This is a genomic window from Pseudoalteromonas sp. SA25 (assembly GCF_011378705.1).
Lineage (GTDB): Bacteria > Pseudomonadota > Gammaproteobacteria > Enterobacterales > Alteromonadaceae > Pseudoalteromonas > Pseudoalteromonas arctica.
The window spans coordinates 39,649-58,185 of sequence record NZ_WTKV01000015.1; the positions used below are offsets into that span (position 1 = coordinate 39,649).

Here is an 18,537-nt window from a genome sequence, read left to right on the forward strand (position 1 = left end):
AAAGGCGCATTAGCGCCTTTTTTACTACCTAAAATTTACTAAATTGTTATAATATTTGATTACATAAAGTTGAGCTAGATCAATCATGCTCAATTAATGCGCTTTACGTGCTAAAAATAATAATTAAACACACAGTAAGTGTGTCTAGGAGTCTCTACTTTGAAGCTATTGGATGACAAACCAATCAAGCCCGCCTCGTTTTTTGATGCATTAATTCCTATCTCTGTATTAATTTGTTTACTTGGTGCTGCAGTTTACTTATTTGGTGATAACTCTTCATCAGGCCCTAACCAAATTGCACTTTTATTTGCTACTTTTGCAGCGGCTTTAATTGGGCTTAAAAACGGTTATACATGGAAAAAATTAGAACAAGCTATGATCGAAGGTATAACGCTTTCACTTGGCGCTATCCTAATTTTACTTATGGTAGGTGCGTTAATTGGCACTTGGCTACTTTCTGGAACTGTACCAACTTTAATTTATTATGGCTTGCAAGTTATAAACCCAAGTTGGTTTTATGCAGCGAGTTGTTTAATTTGTGGCATTGTAGCTATGAGTATAGGTAGTTCTTGGACTACTGCCGCTACGATAGGTGTTGCTTTATTAGGCGTTGCAACGGGTCTTGGACTTGAACAAACAGTTACAGCAGGCGCTGTTATATCTGGCGCGTACTTTGGTGATAAGTTAAGCCCGCTGTCTGAAACAACCAATTTAGCGCCAGCAGTTGTAGGCGCTGATTTATTTGAGCATATTCAACATATGCTGTGGACGACAGTACCAAGTTTTGTAATTGCACTGATTATATTTATATTCATGGGCTTTAACGCAACTGCTTCAAGCGAAGCGGGGCGCATTGATGAAATAACGGCTATTTTACAGCAAAACTTTAATATTGGTTTTGAAATGCTAATCCCGCTAATTGTACTTTTAGTTTTAGCGATTAAAAAAATGCCAGCCTTTCCTGCTATCTCTATCGGTGCTGTTGTGGGCGCTGTTTGGGCCATGTTGTTTCAATCTGATTTAATTGCTAGCCAAATTGATGTTTCTCAAGGGCAGCTAGTTGGCTATTTTAAGCTTGTTTGGACGACGTTTTTTGATGGTTTTAGCATAAGTACAGGCGATGACAAAATGGACTCTCTACTCAGTGGTGGCGGTATGTCCGGAATGCTTACAACCACATGGCTTATTATGACTGCACTGATGTTTGGTGCCATTATGGAAAAAACAGGCCTTTTGGATATTTTTGTTAAAAGCATACTTAAAATAGCAAAAAGTACGGGATCGTTAATTGCGGCAACAATAGCAACGTGTATTGGTACTAACGTGATAGCGGCCGATCAATATATTGCAATTGTTGTACCTGGTCGTATGTTTAAAGATGAATATGAAAAACGTGGTTTGAAGCCTGTTAACTTATCTCGTACATTGGAAGATGGCGGTACAATTACTAGCCCACTAATTCCATGGAACACGTGTGGTGCATATATGCAAAGCGTTTTACTAATAAATCCTTTTGATTATGCGCTCTACGCTTTCTTTAACTTAATTAACCCTGTTTTAGCGGTGGTTTATGCCTACTTGGGCATTAAAATTTTACGTATTAAGCCAAAACAATCCGCCTAATTTTAAACAGCTCCTTTTAACTTAAAAGGAGCTGTTTTGGAGTATCTATGACTGAATCAAGTAAACCTCAAGCACAATATCTTAAAGACTATAAAGCTCCTGATTTTTTAATTGACCACACAGAGCTAACCTTTGACTTACAGCCATTATCAACCAAAGTAAGCTCTTTGCTAACGCTTACGCGTGTTGGTGATAAAAAAGCACCTTTAGTGCTTGATGGTATTGATTTACGCTTACTGTCTTTATCTATTGATACGGTTGATATAACTGATTATGAAATTATTGGCGAGCAGCTAATAATTAATAACCTACCGGATAGTTGTCAATTAAGTATTGTGACCGAGATATCGCCTGAGACGAATACTTCTTTAGAGGGGTTGTATTTATCTGGCGGTGCGTATTGTACACAGTGTGAAGCGCAGGGTTTTAGAAAGATCACCTATTACATGGATCGCCCTGATGTACTTGCCACGTTTGATGTAACTATTATTGCCGATAAAAAGTATCTACAACTTCTTTCTAATGGTAATCAAGTAGACAGTGGTGAAACACAAGATGGTCGTCATTTTGTGAAATGGCAAGACCCATTTAAAAAGCCGAGCTATTTATTTGCACTTGTAGCGGGCGATTTTGATGTTTTAAAAGATACGTACACGACTAAAAGCGGCAGAGATGTAGAATTAGCATTGTTTGTTGATAAAGGTAATTTATCTAAAACACCCCATGCTATTGCCTCACTCAAAAAGGCAATGCAGTGGGATGAAGAACGCTTTAATTTAGAGTATGACCTTGATATTTATATGATTGTAGCCGTCGATTTTTTCAACATGGGCGCGATGGAAAATAAAGGGCTAAACGTTTTTAACAGTAAATGCGTATTAGCTAATCAAGAAACAGCCACAGATAAAGACTACCATACGATTGAATCCATTGTAGGGCATGAGTACTTTCATAACTGGACAGGTAACCGAGTTACTTGTAGAGATTGGTTTCAGTTATCGCTAAAAGAAGGGTTAACTGTATTTAGAGACCAAGAGTTCAGTAGTGATTTAGGCTCTCGTGCACTTAACCGAATTGATGCGGTCAAAGTTATGCGTACGCATCAGTTTAGCGAAGATGCAGGCCCTATGGCTCACCCAATTCGCCCTGAGAAAGTTATTGAAATGAATAACTTTTATACAGTAACTGTATACGATAAAGGTGCTGAAGTTATCCGTATGATGCACACATTACTGGGTGAAACTAACTTTCAAAATGGGATGACGCTTTACTTTGAGCGCCACGATGGGCAAGCAGTTACATGTGATGACTTTGTAAGTGCGATGAGCGATGCATCAGGTGTTGATTTAGAGCAATTTAAACAATGGTACAGCCAATCAGGTACACCGCGTTTAAATGCAATTCAAGAATTTGATAGCAGCTCAAATACATACACTTTGACAATCGAGCAAACAGCGCCAGCTAATCAGCCAGAGAATAAAAAGCTTCATATACCTTTTGCTATTGAACTACTTGATGCCAATGGACAAAGTATTGCTCTGCAATATAAAGGTAAAAAGCTAGATCATGTACTCGATGTAACTAATGCGACTCAAACATTTAGCTTTGATAATATTTTAGAAAAGCCTGTTGCGGTTTTACTCGAAGACTTTTCTGCGCCTTGTATTTTAAATCAGCAAACAACAGAGCCTGAACTATTGCATATTATGCGTTTTGCGCGCAGTGATTTTTCACGTTGGGATGCACAACAGCAGCTATTCATTAAGGCGATTAAATCTCAAATCACCGATGCAACGAATAGCGTATTAAGCAGCGAAATTATAAATGCGCTACGTGTACTTATAAACACCAAAGAGGGCGATTTAGCTTTAATTGCAGAGCTGTTTAAATTGCCGAGTTTTGACACGTTAGCTGCTGAATTTGATGTAATACCTGTAGATGACATTATTGAAATAACAGAAAAGTTTGAGCAACACATTGCTGATGAACTTGCTGATGAGCTGCTTAATTGTTACGAATCTCTTGAAGATGATGGCAGTATAAGTGCAAGCGCTGTTGCGAATCGTGCTTTAAAGCAAATATGTCTGCACTACCTTGCTAAAACACAAAAACCTGAGGCTGTAACCTTTATTAAGGAAGCTGCAAGCTCGACTAATATGACTAATGTACTTGGTGCCCTAAGCGCTGTGGTAAAAGCTTCACACCCTATTAGAGGTGAGCTTTTGAGTCATTTTGATAGTCAGTGGCGTCATGATGTTTTAGTCATGGATAAGTGGTTTGCACTGCAAGCTATGCAATCAGGCAGTACTGCTATAGATGATATTAAGGCACTTTACGAACACCCGTGTTTTGATTTTTCAAATCCTAACCGTGTACGTGCACTTGTAGGAAGTTTTAGCCACTTTAATACAGCACAATTTCATCGAGCAGATGCTCAAGGCTATGCGTTATTAGGTGATTTATTAATAAAACTTAATGCAATTAATCCACAAAATGCATCGCGTATGCTAACACCGTTTATGTCGTGGAAGCGTTACGATGATGTACGCTCACAAGCAATGAAACTGCAATTACAGCGCTTAGCCAATTTAGATGGCCTAAGTGCTGACTTGTATGAAAAGGTTGAAAAAGCGCTCGCATAAATGATTGAGTATTATTTTACCTTAAGATTGAGCTATAACGAGTGCATGGATTACTACCATGGCCGTTTTAGCTCTTTACAAGTTGTAGAGGATGGCGGTAAAACAATTCGTTTTGCTGCTACGCATTTGAGGCCCTTCATTTCGAGCTTGGGTGTACGTGGCCGTTTTAGACTCTTATTAACCCCCGAAAACAAGTTCATCCGCCTAGAGCGAGTGGCCTGACGCTCGGTTTTTATGTTATATATACATAAAAATATTGTATTTTTGTTAATTTCAATTTGTCCTATTGTTAAATTACGTGTATAAATTATCTGGTACGACGTCTTACCAATACGTAAGCGTTAACCAGAATAAGAAGTATATGACAGATTAGAGCGAGTATTTGTAATTTTACTGATTCGCTTCTATCGTTATGATTACACTAAAAACAATAACTTGATCACACAAAATGACCCGCGACAGGGGGGAACCAAAATGATAAGAAGATCGCTTTTTGTTAAAAATAGAATCGCTATAGGTTTAGCAGCCGCTAGTTTAGGTTTATCTGCAGCAAGTACTCAAGCTGTAACATTTGAAGCTGGAGGTTTTGATATTACCTTCGATTCAACCTTTTCATATGGGCAAAGTGTTCGTGTAGAAGACAGAGACTTTAACCTAATTGGCAAAAGTAATAACCCAGCATTTGATTGGACAGGATACAACCCAGCGCTAAGTAATACTATTTACTCATCACAAGATGTATGGGCACAACCGGGCTCTTACTCAAACAATGGTGATGCGGGTAATTTAAATTTTGATAGTGGTGACTCCTTCTCAAAACTATTGAAGGGCACACACGACCTTTCAATAAATAAAGATAACTACGGTTTGTTCACTCGCTTCATGTATTTTTATGACTTTGCGTTGATGGATGGCAATCATGCATATTCAAATCCTACATCAGGGCAGGGTGTTGATCCATGTGACGATAAAGACACCAAAGCACAAAGTTGTGCCGACATACGTTTATTAGATGCGTTTGTATGGGCCGATTTTGATTTAAATGATGGTAATAACCCTTTATCTGTCCGTTTAGGCCAGCAAGTAGTTAACTGGGGTGAAAGTACGCTTATATCTCATGGTATTAACGTAAACCCAGTTGATATAGATCGATTAAAAGCACCTGGCGCTGAGCTAAAGGAAGCATTTATACCAATCGGTATGCTTTGGGCATCGCTCGGAATTACTGAGAACATTACGCTTGAAGGTTTCTACCAATATCAATGGCAAGAAACACGTTTACCAGCAGCAGGTACATACTTTTCTACTAATGACTTTGCAGCAGAAAATGGTTATCAGCAGAATGTTCAATTAGGCTTTACGTCTAATCCTGATATTGATGTTGCTTTTTTAACGGATAGTTTAAATAACCTAACATCTGATTTTGCATTAGCAGCAGCTGCTCAAGGTATTGATCCTTCAAGTGCTGAAGGGAGTGCTTTATTAGCCCAAATGTATCTTGCTTACCCAACTAAGGTTGCGTTAAAAGGTAAAGGAGATAATGGTAAAAATGAACCTGAAGATGGCGGACAGTACGGTTTACGTTTAGGTATATTTTTACCTGAATTTAATGATACTGAAATTGCGTTATACCACGTGAACTACCATAGTCGTCGTCCACTTATATCTGGTCGTGTATCAAACTTTTCACAGGCAGCAATTGCTCAAGATTTAGCGATGATCATGACAACAGAAATTACGTCAGATAATGTTGCTGATTTAACGGCTTTCTCAAAAGCTGAAAACGACTACCCAGAAGATATTAAACTATATGGTTTAAGTTTTAACACAACTATTGGTGAAACAGCCTTTGCGGGTGAGTTTGCGTTTCGTCAAGATGAACCACTGCAAATTGATGACGTAGAGTTACTTTACACAGCTATGCCGGAGCAGTTAGCGCTTGCAGGTCTTCGTCCTGATTTTGCAGGTATTTCGCAAATGAGTTTTGGCGATGATATTAGTTCTGTTGGTGCGGGTGAAGTTGCTCAAGGCTATATTGAACGTGATACATCACAAATTCAATTCACGGCTACTCACTTATTTGGACCTTCATTAGGTGCTGATAGTTGGGCTGTAGTTGGTGAAGTGGGTGCAGTAAAAATTCATAACATGCCAGAATATGACGAAATGCGTTTAAATGTATCCGGTACTGGCCGTAGTGGCACAATTACAGGCCCAGGTACTACTGATTATTCAACATTGCAACTTGGTTTATCAAATGGCGCTGAAGAAAAATCATTCGCCACAGCATCTTCTTGGGGTTACCGCCTAATTGCTAAAGGTGATTATTTTAACCTTTACAAAGGTATTAACTTCTCTCCACGTTTTGTATTTTCTCATGACGTAAATGGTAATACACCAGATCCTATGTTCTTATTTATTGAAGATCGTAAATCTTTAGGTGCAACCATGAACTTTAACTACCAAAATGCGTGGTCACTTGATGTGAGCTATAACTCGTTTTGGGGCGGCGGCGATATTAATACTTTCTCGGATCGCGATTACGTTTCTTTTAACTTAAAATATTCTATTTAGGGGTAACATTATTATGATTAAAAAACCTACCCTCATCGCTACAGCTTTTTGTAGCTTGTTTGCAAGCAGCGCAGCTTTAGCTAAATTAAACGCTGATGAAGTTGCTCAATTAGGTCAAAATTTAACGCCAATGGGCGCAGAAAAAGCAGCTAATGCTGATGGCTCTATTCCAGAATGGAATAATGGCATTACAACAGCCCCAGCAGGTTATGAAGCTGGTATGCATCACCTTGACCCATTTACAGCTGATAAAGTGCTTTTCACTATTGATAAAAGTAATATTGAAAAGTACAAAGCTAATTTAAGTCCGGGTCAAATCGCTTTATTTGAAGCATATCCAGACACATTTAAAATGCCTGTGTATGAAACACGTCGTTCTGCGTCTTACCCTCAGTTTGTGTATGATGCGACTAAAAAGTTTGCACCGACTGCTGAATTAATCGAAGGCGGTAACGGTATTAAAAATACGGCGATTGGTATTCCTTTCCCTATTCCTAAAACGGGTTTAGAGGCAATTTGGAATCACTTATTACGTTACCGTGGCCAGTCTATTGAGCGTTTTGGTGGTCAAGCTGCACCGACTGCATCTGGTTCTTATAACTATGTTGGCTTTGATGAGCAGTTATTAGTTAAATACTCAGACCCTAGTGCAACACCAGCAGAGCTGCAAGACTCAAATATTTTGTTTAAGTTTAAACAAAGCGTTACAGAACCGGCTCGTTTAGCGGGTACTGCATTATTAGTTCATGAAACAATGGATCAAATATTAACGCCGCGTCAAGCATGGACTTATAACTCGGGACAACGTCGTGTTCGTCGTGCACCTAATGTTGCATATGATGCACCAGGCACAGCTGCAGATAGCCTGCGTACTACCGATGATTTTGATATGTTTAATGGCTCGCCAAATCGTTACAACTGGACACTAAAAGGCAAGCAAGAGTTATATATACCTTACAACAGCTATAAACTTCATAGTGATAAGCTAGAGTACGATGATATTTTAATGCCTGGCCATATTAACCCAGAACACACACGTTACGAAAAACACCGTGTTTGGGTTGTTGAAGCTAACTTAAAAGATGATACACGTCATATCTATAAAAAACGTGTGTTTTACATCGATGAAGATAGCTGGCAAGTACAGGTTACTGATATTTATGATAACCGCGACCAACTTTACCGTGTAGCAATGGCTTATGGCCTTAACTACTACGAAGTACCTACACAGTGGAGTACGCTTGAGGTTTATCATGATTTGAATTCTCGTCGTTATTTAGCAATTGGTTTAGATAACCAAGAAAAAATGTACGATTTTTCACAGTCATTTAACGATAACGAATTTACTTCAAGCGCTTTACGTCGCGCAGGTAGATAGTATTAAACTAGGCATTTAACAATTTGTTAAGTGCCTTTTCCTTTCTCATCGCGTTTGTCTTACAGCGCGCAACGCTTTCCCCAGTAAAAAGACAAACAACTCTCTCGTACAAGGCGATTAAAATTTATGAAGTATTTGGTATATGCCAGCCTGATAATAAGCGGTGCGAGTGTTGCACAAGAAGCCCCTAACAATGCAATCAGTGCAACAAATGCAGCTAAAACCTTACTCACCGACATAACCAACACAGGCAATAGTCTAATTGCAGTAGGTAAACACGGTACTGTTATTAAAAGTATCTCGGGTGATAAATGGCAACAAGCTGAGCTAGTCCCAACTCAAGTGCTATTAACTGCCGTTGATTTTAGTAATGAAAATAATGGATGGGCGTGTGGCCACGATGCAACAATAATAAATACTACTGACGGTGGTATTAATTGGCAACTACAACAAGCACAACCAAAATTAGACAAACCATGTTTAGATATTCTATTTGAAGATGATTTAAAAGGTTTTGCAGTGGGCGCATATGGCATGTTTTATCAAACCACCGATGGTGGTAAACATTGGCAAAAACGCTTTTTAGATTCGCTATTATTTAGTGATGATCGTGATTACTTGAACGATTTAAAAGAAAATGACCCCGAAGGATACGAAGCCGAAACTGCTTCAATTTTACCGCACTTTAATCGAATCGAAAAAACAGATAATGGTTTAATGCTGGTTGGTGAGATGGGCTTGATGGCCAGAAGCATTGATGATGGTCAAACTTGGCAAAGGATAGAAGAAATTTATCCTGGTTCATTCTTTGCAGTTGCATCAGATAGCACACAAGAAATTGTGGCAGGGCTTCGAGGTAATGTTTTTGCAAAGCAAAATGGTGAACAGCAGTGGCAGCATTTCGAAAATGTTAAAACAGCGACGATCAACAACATCATTAATTATAATAACAAACAATGGCTTATGCTTGCCAACAGTGGCGTTATTTTTCATCTTCAAGATGGGTTACTCACCCACGAGCAGCTTGCTGACGGTAAAGCGATTCTTGATGGTGTAATTTTAGATAACAGGCTGATCATGGCTACAGAAGATGGCATTAAAGTGAAGGAGTTAACCCCTTAATGCATAAACTACTCGATTTTATTGAAAAGGCGATTTTTAGACATCGCTTAATTATGCTTATAAGTTTTGCACTTATAACCTGTTTACTTGTATTCAAAGCGACTCAAATTCAATTAGATGCATCGTTTAATAAAAATATCCCGTTAAACCACGATTATATGAAAGTGTATACCAAGCATGAAAAGCAGTTTGGTGGTGCAAACAGTATTTTGATTTCAGTGTGTGATGACAGTGGTGATATATTTAATCCAGAGTTCTTTACTCAATTAAAAGCGGTTCACGATCAGCTTTATTTCATTCCTGGCGTAAATCGTCCATTAGTTAACTCAATATTTTCACCCAGTGCTCGTTTTGTTGAAGTAGTGGAGGATGGCTTTGCCGGTGGCCCAATTATTCCTGCTAACTTTAAAGCAGATAAGCGTGGTTTAGGTGTAGTAAAGGAAAACATTGAAAAAGCAAAAGTTGTAGGACGTATGATTGCCAGCGATTATTCGTGTGCAATGGTAACTGCTCAACTTTTAGAAACTGATCCTCAAACACAACAAAAATTAGACACATTAGCTTTTGCGCAAAAGCTAGAAAGTGATTTAAGAGAGCCTTTAAGTACGGACAAAGTGAGTATTCATATTATTGGCTTTGCAAAAATGGCTGGTGATATAGCTGAAGGTGCAAAAGGGGTGGTTGTATTTTTTGCCATTGCTATCGCTTTTACCTTTATTATGGTCTGGCTATTTTGTGGCAGTTTAAAGCTGACTATTTTGCCTATCGCATGTTCCATTATTGCTGTTATTTGGCAATTAGGCCTGCTTTCAAGTTTAGGTTTTGGCCTTGATCCTATGTCTATTTTGGTACCGTTTTTAGTATTTGCTATTGGTGTAAGCCATGGTGTGCAGATGATAAATGCGATTGGTAAAAAAGTAGGTGAAGGTAAAACAACACGTATTTGTTGTCAGTCAAGTTTTAGGGCTTTATTAGTGCCAGGCGGTATTGCACTGCTTTCAGACACCGTAGGCTTCTTAACATTACTTACCATCGATATTGGTATTATCCGTGAACTTGCCATTACAGCGAGTTTAGGTGTAGCAGTAATTATATTTACTAATTTAATCTTATTGCCAGTTTGGGCTTCGTACATGAACTTTGAAAACAGTGTACATATTCAATCTGGTGATGCAGCAAAACCAAACATGCTTGATAAAATCCGCGACTTACTTGTTAAAGCGACTGATCCTAAAGTAGCTAAAATGATTATTGGTTTTACCCTTGTTCTATTTGCTTTAGGTTACTGGCAAGCAGATAAAATGCGTATAGGTGACTTACATGCAGGCGCGCCATCACTGCATCAAGATGCCCGTTATAATCAAGACACGTTTTTAATATCAGACAAGTACACTATCTCGTCTGATATCTTAAAGGTAATTGTAGAAGCGTATCCTGCAGCATGTACTGAGCATGATGTTATGGAGCGTATAAGCCGTTTTCAATACAAAGTAGAGAATGTAGCAGGTGTGCAGTCTGCTGTAAGTTTGAGCTCTGTAGCTCAATCGGTTAACGCAGGCTACAACGAAGGCAATTTGAAATGGCAAAGCTTGCCACGAAATTCAGCAAGTTTAGTGCAGTCAACGTCTCGAGTTGAAACTAGTACAGGTTTACTTAACGGTGATTGTTCAGTTATGCCAGTGATTATATTTTTAGATGATCATAAAGCACAAACTATCGATACTGTAATTAAGAGTGTTAAGCAATTTGCGCAAGAAGAGGGCACTGATAAATTAGCATTTAAGTTAGCGTCAGGACCTGTTGGTGTAATGGCAGCCACTAATGAATCAGTTGCAGAAGCGCAAATACCAATGATGCTTTATGTTTATGGTGCCGTTATCATTTTATGTTTAATGAGCTTTAGAAGCGTAAAAGCAACGATTGCAGTGGTATTGCCGCTTTATATCGTATCAACACTTGCACAAGCACTTATGGTGCAATTAGAAATAGGCTTAACCGTTTCTACTTTGCCAGTTATTGCTCTAGGAGTGGGTATTGGGGTCGATTACGGCATTTATATACTGTCGTCGATGATGGGGCAGCTTAAGCAAAATGTACCATTAAGTGTTGCTTATCGAAATGCGCTTGTTGAACGTGGAAGTGCGGTTCTATTTACCGGTATTACACTTGCGATTGGTGTGAGTACGTGGATATTCTCAGATCTTAAATTCCAAGTTGATATGGGTATACTGTTAACCTTCATGTTTTTAGTAAATATGTTAGGTGCAGTGTTGTTATTACCTGCTATTGGTAGCCTTCTCTGGACTGACCAGAAAAAATAATGTGAATAATTTTGCTCCTAAATGGCCTGTAAAGGCCATTTATATCTACAATTTGTGAATAGATGACCAAATAGCTGAAATGCTTAAAATGTTTTCATCGAAAAGGCTGTTTATTAGCTGTAAAAGGGTTAGAATTTAATTGACTCCACGCTAATGAATAGCTGTACAAATTCCTGCTCCTGAGCAGTAATAGATTAAGGAACATACAATGACACAAAATGAAGGCCAAGCCTCGGTTATCCTAGATAATGTCTGTAAGCTGATCCAGAAAAAAGTTCGCGCTGATAATGTGTTACTCGTTGAGAAATTCGCCAAAGCCTTGTACAGCAATATGTCTAAAGAGGATTTGGCAAACCGCAACGATAGTGACCTATATGGCGCAGCATTAAGCCTTTGGAACTCGCTAGAAAAAAATACTACCGACGACGCTGTTATCCGCGTTTTCAACCCCGAAGTGGCAAAAGATGGCTGGCAGTCATCACATACAATCGTAGAGATTATTACTAAAGACATGCCGTTTTTAGTTGATTCTGTTCGTATGGCCATGACTCGTGAAAATATCGCCTCTCACTTATTACTTCACTGCCCATTAAAAATTAAGCGCGATGAAAACGCTAAAATTTCTGGATTATCAAACTTAAAAGCAGAGCAAGAATCCTCATCTACTAAAACAGTATTTTTTATTGAAATTGACCGTCAAACAGATTCTTCTGTGATTGAGTCTTTCAAGAAAGAGTTAGAGTCGGTTCTTGTTGATGTGTCAGTTGCTGTTGATGATTGGCAGCCAATTCGTAAAAAATTGATTGCAGTAACCAAAGAGTTACCTAAACGTCATCATAATAAAACGACAGAAGAAGTTTCAGAAACAACTGAGTTTTTAGATTGGTTAGCGAAAGATAACTTTACCCTAATGGGTTACCGTGAATATGAGCTAAGCCCAGTTCAAGGTGATTACCAATTAAAAGGTAAAATGGAATCAAGCCTTGGCTTGATGAAAAACTCTACTGAAGAACACACACGATTATTATCAGAATTACCAGAAGTTGCTCGCCAAGAAGCACGCAGCAGCAACCTACTGATCTTGACAAAAACTAACTCTGTTTCTCGCGTTCACCGTCCAGCCTATATTGATTACGTAGGCATTAAGCGTTTTGACGATGAAGGCAATGTAATTGGTGAAGACCGCTTTATTGGTTTGTTCTCATCAAGCTTTTACAATAATAGTGCTACTGATGTGCCTGTTTTAAAAAGAAAAATTAACCGCATTATGGAAATGTGTGATTTTGCTAAAGGTACACACGCTTACAAAGCTGTTTTAAATATTTTAGAAACCTACCCACGTGATGAGCTAGTTCAAGCGCGCGAAAGTGAGCTACTTGAAGTTGCTATGGGTGTTTTACAAGTACAAGAGCGCGATATGTGTCGCTTGTTTGTACGTAAAGATGCGTATGGTCGCTTTTTATCTTGCATGGTTTATGTTCCTCGCGAACGCTATAACACGGCTCTTCGTCGTGAAACGCAAGATATATTAGCTAATGCATTTAATTCTGACGATAAAGTCGAATTTACTACTTATTTCTCTGAGTCAACACTGGCGCGTACTCATTACACCGTTCGTGTGACCGACAACAAGATCGAATATAACGTGAAAGACATCGAAAACAATTTAGTAGAAGCTGCACGTACGTGGGAAGATAAACTTCAATCTGCACTTTTAGAGTCTGCGGGTGAAGCACGTGGTAACGATTTAAATCGTAAATACTGTAATGCGTTTGCACGCTCATACAAAGACGAGGTGCTTCCAAGTGCTGCGGTTGTTGATATCGAAAAGTTAGAACTACTTAGCGATGAAAACAAGCTAGAAATGCTGTTCTACCGTCCTCAAGAAGAAGCAAACAGTAATATTGTACGATTGAGCTTATTCCATAAAGATGAGCCAATTCACTTATCTGATGTTATGCCAATGCTTGAAAACTTTGGTCTGCGCGTTGTTGGTGAAACACCATATTCAGTTAAAACTAGCGATGGTCGTATTAACTGGATCATGGACTTCTCGATGCTTATTGACAGCAAAGGGATGGCAGACTTTGATAAAATTTCAGCACGTTTTCGCGCTGCATTAACAAATGTGTGGGGCAACCGCCTTGAAAATGATGGTTTTAACCGTTTAGTGTTAATGGGTGGCTTAACTGGCCGCGAAGCCTCTATTTTACGTGCTTACGCTAAGTATATGCGTCAAATTGGTGTAACGTTCTCACAAAGTTACATTGAAAGCACATTTGCAAATTATCCAAACATTGCAGCGCAAATTGTTAATTTATTTGCTAAAAAGTTCTCAATTAAGAGCCCAGCAAGTGCTAAAACACTTGAAAAGTTAAGTACGCAAATTTACTTAGAACTTGAAAATGTAGCAAACCTTGATGATGACCGCATTATACGTTTATATGTAGATATGATTGTTGCGACGCTACGTACTAACTATTTCCAAAAAGATGATGCAGGTCAGTTTAAGTCTTATGTCTCGTTTAAAATACAGCCTAGCTTAATTCCTGATGTACCGCTTCCTCTTCCTGCGTTTGAGATTTTTGTATACTCTCCGCGCGTTGAAGGTGTGCATTTACGTTACGGTAAAGTAGCGCGTGGTGGTCTGCGTTGGTCTGACCGTCGTGAAGATTTCCGTACTGAAGTACTTGGCTTAGTTAAAGCTCAACAAGTTAAAAATACAGTAATAGTACCTGTTGGTTCTAAAGGTGGTTTTGTATGTAAACAATTACCTAGTGAGCGCGAAGCGTTTATAAAAGAAGGCCAAGAGTGTTACAAAATTTTTATCCGTGGTCTTCTAGATATTACAGATAACATAGAGCGCGGTGAAGTAGTGCCAGCTCGCGATGTTGTTCGCCACGATGAAGATGATGCTTACTTAGTTGTTGCAGCCGACAAAGGTACAGCTACTTTCTCTGATATCGCAAACGGCATAGCTAATGAATACAATTTCTGGCTAGGCGATGCATTCGCATCAGGTGGCTCGGTTGGTTACGATCATAAGAAAATGGGTATTACAGCTAAAGGCGCATGGGAGTCAGTTAAACGACATTTCCGTGAAATGGATATCGATTGTCAAACGACTGACTTTACAGTGGTAGCTATAGGCGATATGGCTGGTGATGTATTTGGTAATGGTATGTTGTTATCTAAGCATATTCGTTTACAAGTTGCCTTTAACCATATGCACATTTTTGTTGATCCTAACCCAGATGCTGCTACTTCTTACCCAGAGCGCGAACGTTTATTTAATATGCCGCGTTCATCTTGGGAAGATTACAACAAAGAGTTAATTTCTGCCGGTGGTGGTGTTTTCTCTCGTGCTGCTAAATCAATTACGCTCAGCCCAGAAATGAAAAAAATGTTGGGTACTAAAAAAGCAAGTATGACCCCAAATGAGTTAATGAAAGCTTCATTGATGATGGAGTTCGATTTACTGTGGAATGGCGGTATTGGTACATACATTAAAAACTCTAAAGAAACTGATGCAGATGTAGGGGATCGTGCAAACGATGCACTACGTATCAATGGTAGAGATTTAGGCGCTAAAATAATTGGTGAGGGCGGTAACTTAGGTGCAACTCAATTAGGTCGTGTTGAATTTGCAGCTAAGGGTGGTCGTGTTAATACTGACTTTATTGATAACGTAGGGGGCGTTGCCTGTTCAGATAACGAAGTTAACATTAAGATTTTACTTAATGGCTTGGTTGCTGAAGGCGACTTAACACGTAAACAACGTGATGAGCTACTTTATTCAATGACAGATGAAGTATCTGAATTAGTATTAAAAGACTGTTACCGACAAACACATACTATTTCAATTACGCAGTCTAAAGGTACTTCCACGCTTAAAGAAAAGATTCGCTTTATTCATGCACTTGAAAAAGATGGCAAGTTAAACCGTGCTATTGAGTTCATTCCAAGTGATGAAGAATTGGCAGAACGTGCAGCAGCAGGTAAAGACTTAACTCGCCCTGAGCTTTCAGTGCTAGTTTCGTACGCAAAAATGGTATTAAAAGAGTCTTTAGTAAGTGATGAAATTACTGAAAACCCTTACTATCGTCAATTGCTTGTGAAGTCATTCCCACGTCCTCTACGTGAGAAGTTTAACGATGCGATGAACAACCATCCACTTCGTAAAGAAATTATTGCAACTAAACTTGCTAACAGTATCGTTAATGATATGGGTTTAAACTTCATGGTACGTATGCATGAAGAAACCGGTGCCAACGAAGCTGAAATTGCAATGTGTTACTCAATTGCTAGCGAAATATTTGAAATGCGCGATACATGGTCTTCTATCAGCGCACTGGATAATAAAATACCAGCAGCGGTACAAACTGAAATGCTTTACCAACTTCGTCGTACTGTTCGCCGTACTACGCGTTGGTTCTTACGTCATCGTAATAAGTCACAAACGATTGAACAAGGAATTGAATTCTTTGCGCCAACGTTTAAAGATTTAAGCGATAATTTAAATACATACATGATTGAAAAAGAAAATGACCGTATTGTAATTGAAGCTAATAAGTTAATTGATGCCGGCGTTCCTGCAGATATAGCTAAGCGTATTGTTTCGTTATCAAGCTTATTCTCTGTGATGGATTTAGCTGAGGTTGCTAATAATTCAGGTAAGAGTATTTCGATGGTATCGAATACTTACTTTAAACTAGGCGCGAGAATGGGTCTGCATTGGTTCTTAGAGCAAATAACTAAGCAACCAGTAGCAAATCATTGGCAAGCACTTGCTCGTTCATCTTACCGTGAAGAGCTTGATTGGCAGCAACGTACGTTATCTGAAGTGGTGCTAAATAGCTTTGAAGGTGACGAGAGCGATGTTGATAGCCAAATAGATGAGTGGATGGATAGCCAAGATTTATTACTTCAGCGTTGGAAACAAATGTTGGCTGAGTTTAAAACATCACAAAGCCATGACTTTGCTAAGTTCTCAGTTGCACTTCGTGAACTTATGTTATTAAGTCACAACTGTGATACATCAGGAAAATAATTTAGCTTTAATCAGTTATTTGTTTACTAAATAAATAACTGATTGTTAAAATTGTTATACAATACCTCAGCCTTGTCTGAGGTATTTTTTTGTCTGAAATTTAAAAAGAGGATTATATTGATGTTTTATGATTTAGCTCGCCGTTTTATGTTTACCCGTGATGCGGAGTGGGCGCATGAGTTTGCACTTAATAATCTTCGTCGTTTTGCTAATACGCCTCTAAATATAGCTTGGTCACAAAGTGTTTCAGATAAACCCGTAAACTTTTTAGGTCTTGAATTTAAAAACCCAGTAGGGCTTGCCGCTGGCCTGGATAAAAATGCAGAATGTATAGATGCATTTAGCCAAATGGGATTTGGTTTTATTGAAGTTGGAACGGTTACACCGCGTCCTCAAGTTGGTAATGATAAGCCACGTATTTTTAGACTTCCAGAGTCAAACGCAATTATTAACCGTATGGGTTTTAATAATAAAGGTGTTGATAATTTAGTCGAAAATGTAAAAGCAGCAAAGTACAGTGGCATACTCGGTATCAATATTGGTAAAAATAAAGATACGCCTAACGAGCAAGGTAAAGATGACTATATTCATTGTATGCGTAAAGTATTTGAGCATGCCTCATACATTACGGTAAATATTTCATCACCAAATACCCCAGGGCTTCGTGATTTACAATATGGTGCTGCACTTGACGATTTATTGCAAAGTCTTAAAAATGAACAGTTAGATTTAATTGCAAAGCATAATAAGCAAGTGCCTATGCTTGTAAAAATTGCACCGGATCTCGATCAAATACAAATAGAACAAGTAAGTGAGTCACTTTTAAATAATAAAATTGATGGTGTAATTGCCACAAACACAACGCTTGAACGAGCCGCAGTCATGGGGCAGCAATATGCACAAGAGGCGGGCGGTTTATCAGGTCACCCTGTTAGAATGCGCTCTACAGAGGTAGTAAGTGAACTAAAACGCTTAACACAAGGTAAGCTACCAATCATCGGAGTCGGCGGTATTGATGATGCTACATCTGCAAAAGAAAAGTTAGATGCAGGCGCAAATTTAGTTCAGGTTTATACTGGGTTCATCTACAAAGGTCCACAATTGGTAAAGTCGATCGTTAACGGCTTATAAGGATCAGTTATCTAAGCTTTTGATCGTTAGCTAAATGTTCTAAGCAAACATTTTAAAAGTGGTCAAAAGCGGTTATACTCTGAGCAATAATTATTCAATACACCCAAGGAGGAGTAAATGTTACAAGCATCAAAGCAATGGCAGTGGATTACTTGTCCTGATAAAAATCGTTTGTTACTTGATTTAAATGACGACATGCAATTATGCACGCCTTATAAGTTAAGACAGCTCACCGATTCTGTTTTTAAAAATCCACGTTTTAGTCTCGAAGATGCTGCATTTTACGAACAAGTTTATAATTATCTGGATGGATTTGAATTGTGGTCTGCGGCTCAAATTTGTCAAATATCATTAAATGCAACTGCTGTTAAGTATCACTTAAAACCCGTTTTAGCAAAAAGTTGGTTTTTTGAAGAATACACAGGGACAGAGCCAAGCGTAGAGGCAATAGTAAAATTAACATCTAAAGCGCAGTCAGGTGATTTTTTAATTGTAGAGCATTGTCCTGATGCATCTATTTGTTTGAATTTAAGTGAAACCTTTAAATTAGACGAAAACTTATCTTTAGCGCAATTTGAAGTAATCCGTATTTTGAATAATCGAGTACACCCCATTCTAAATCAGCAATATCAAAGTCAAACCGCCTAACCAAATTTAAGCCTTAAGCGTGTCTTTATGGCGTGTTTGTCGCCCAAC

General features: G+C 38.6%; 10 protein-coding genes. All 10 read left to right on the forward strand.

Going from position 1 to position 18,537, the window contains the following annotated elements; genetic code table 11:
• The first annotated feature begins 159 nt into the window (after positions 1-159).
• A complete protein-coding gene (gene nhaC, locus GQR45_RS13245; protein ID WP_007586912.1) occupies positions 160-1,623 on the forward strand; it encodes a Na+/H+ antiporter NhaC in 1,464 nt (487 codons plus the stop codon).
• A 47-nt stretch (positions 1,624-1,670) separates the two neighbouring features.
• On the forward strand, positions 1,671-4,265 hold the full coding sequence (pepN, locus tag GQR45_RS13250; protein WP_165726184.1) for an aminopeptidase N: 2,595 nt from the start codon (positions 1,671-1,673) through the stop codon (positions 4,263-4,265).
• Entirely contained in the window at positions 4,266-4,487 is a 222-nt protein-coding gene (locus GQR45_RS13255) for a DUF2835 family protein (RefSeq protein ID WP_010552655.1), read from the forward strand. It abuts the gene before it with no gap.
• 252 nt (positions 4,488-4,739) lie between these two features.
• A complete protein-coding gene (locus GQR45_RS13260) occupies positions 4,740-6,839 on the forward strand; it encodes a DUF1302 domain-containing protein (protein WP_165726185.1) in 2,100 nt (699 codons plus the stop codon).
• Positions 6,840-6,852: 13 nt separating this feature from the next.
• Positions 6,853-8,217, forward strand: coding sequence for a DUF1329 domain-containing protein (locus GQR45_RS13265; RefSeq protein ID WP_165726186.1), 1,365 nt, complete (start codon positions 6,853-6,855; stop codon positions 8,215-8,217).
• A gap of 126 nt (positions 8,218-8,343) precedes the next feature.
• Entirely contained in the window at positions 8,344-9,339 is a 996-nt protein-coding gene (locus GQR45_RS13270) for a YCF48-related protein (RefSeq protein ID WP_165721953.1), read from the forward strand.
• Positions 9,339-11,660: an MMPL family transporter gene (locus GQR45_RS13275; RefSeq protein WP_007586903.1), complete on the forward strand. Its 2,322-nt coding sequence runs from the start codon at positions 9,339-9,341 to the stop codon at positions 11,658-11,660. The genes GQR45_RS13270 and GQR45_RS13275 overlap by 1 nt, the downstream gene beginning before the upstream one ends.
• Before the next feature lie 208 nt (positions 11,661-11,868).
• Positions 11,869-16,710, forward strand: coding sequence for an NAD-glutamate dehydrogenase (locus GQR45_RS13280; protein ID WP_165726187.1), 4,842 nt, complete (start codon positions 11,869-11,871; stop codon positions 16,708-16,710).
• A gap of 120 nt (positions 16,711-16,830) precedes the next feature.
• Positions 16,831-17,841, forward strand: coding sequence for a quinone-dependent dihydroorotate dehydrogenase (gene pyrD / locus GQR45_RS13285; RefSeq protein ID WP_010552659.1), 1,011 nt, complete (start codon positions 16,831-16,833; stop codon positions 17,839-17,841).
• Between the two features lie 117 nt (positions 17,842-17,958).
• On the forward strand, positions 17,959-18,489 hold the full coding sequence (locus GQR45_RS13290; protein WP_007586900.1) for a cell division protein ZapC: 531 nt from the start codon (positions 17,959-17,961) through the stop codon (positions 18,487-18,489).
• The last annotated feature ends 48 nt before the right edge of the window (positions 18,490-18,537 follow it).

Excerpts from the sequence above, each read along its gene's own strand:
- GQR45_RS13255 (WP_010552655.1), top strand. The coding sequence starts at position 4,266 with ATGATTGAGTATTATTTTACCTTAAGATTGAGCTATAACGAGTGCATG.
- GQR45_RS13275 (WP_007586903.1), top strand. The coding sequence starts at position 9,339 with ATGCATAAACTACTCGATTTTATTGAAAAGGCGATTTTTAGACATCGC.
- GQR45_RS13265 (WP_165726186.1), top strand. The coding sequence starts at position 6,853 with ATGATTAAAAAACCTACCCTCATCGCTACAGCTTTTTGTAGCTTGTTT.
- GQR45_RS13270 (WP_165721953.1), top strand. The coding sequence starts at position 8,344 with ATGAAGTATTTGGTATATGCCAGCCTGATAATAAGCGGTGCGAGTGTT.
- pyrD (WP_010552659.1), top strand. The coding sequence starts at position 16,831 with ATGTTTTATGATTTAGCTCGCCGTTTTATGTTTACCCGTGATGCGGAG.
- GQR45_RS13290 (WP_007586900.1), top strand. The coding sequence starts at position 17,959 with ATGTTACAAGCATCAAAGCAATGGCAGTGGATTACTTGTCCTGATAAA.
- GQR45_RS13260 (WP_165726185.1), top strand. The coding sequence starts at position 4,740 with ATGATAAGAAGATCGCTTTTTGTTAAAAATAGAATCGCTATAGGTTTA.
- GQR45_RS13280 (WP_165726187.1), top strand. The coding sequence starts at position 11,869 with ATGACACAAAATGAAGGCCAAGCCTCGGTTATCCTAGATAATGTCTGT.
- pepN (WP_165726184.1), top strand. The coding sequence starts at position 1,671 with ATGACTGAATCAAGTAAACCTCAAGCACAATATCTTAAAGACTATAAA.